Origin of the sequence: Shewanella sp. S1-49-MNA-CIBAN-0167 (assembly GCF_040310145.1) — a bacterium.
GTDB lineage: Bacteria > Pseudomonadota > Gammaproteobacteria > Enterobacterales > Shewanellaceae > Shewanella > Shewanella psychromarinicola.
Genome location: NZ_JBEOPO010000165.1, coordinates 1 through 313, shown reverse-complemented (window position 1 = coordinate 313; position 313 = coordinate 1). Strand labels below are relative to the sequence as shown.

Sequence of the window (313 nt, the reverse complement as noted above, 5' to 3'; positions counted from 1 at the left end):
GATCAACATCGTGGCACAAAATGATGATGCGTCGCGGTTAGGTTTTTATATTCGCCAGTTGGATGGCAGCTTGGATGGCAATAAGGTTGTGCAGCAGAAGTTAGCAGTGCAGAGTATTAATCGTTTTTTATTGCAGCTTAAGGGTACTGATATCATCAGTGATGTAAATGCACAGTTAATCGTTACCGAAGATACTGCGAAAGGAGCGGTTACGTTAGCAGTAATGGCCTTATTTGATGCCCCGTACTCAGTTAATAGTGCCACCTTAGTCTCTAATGTTGTTACGTCTCGAGTACTGCCAGTAGCAAAAGAC

The 313-nt window shown here is 43.1% G+C and carries 1 pseudogene; it reads left to right on the top strand.

What is annotated here, in order from left to right:
* Positions 1-313, top strand: a pseudogene (locus AAEZ00_RS20830) (hypothetical protein); the annotation flags it as partial.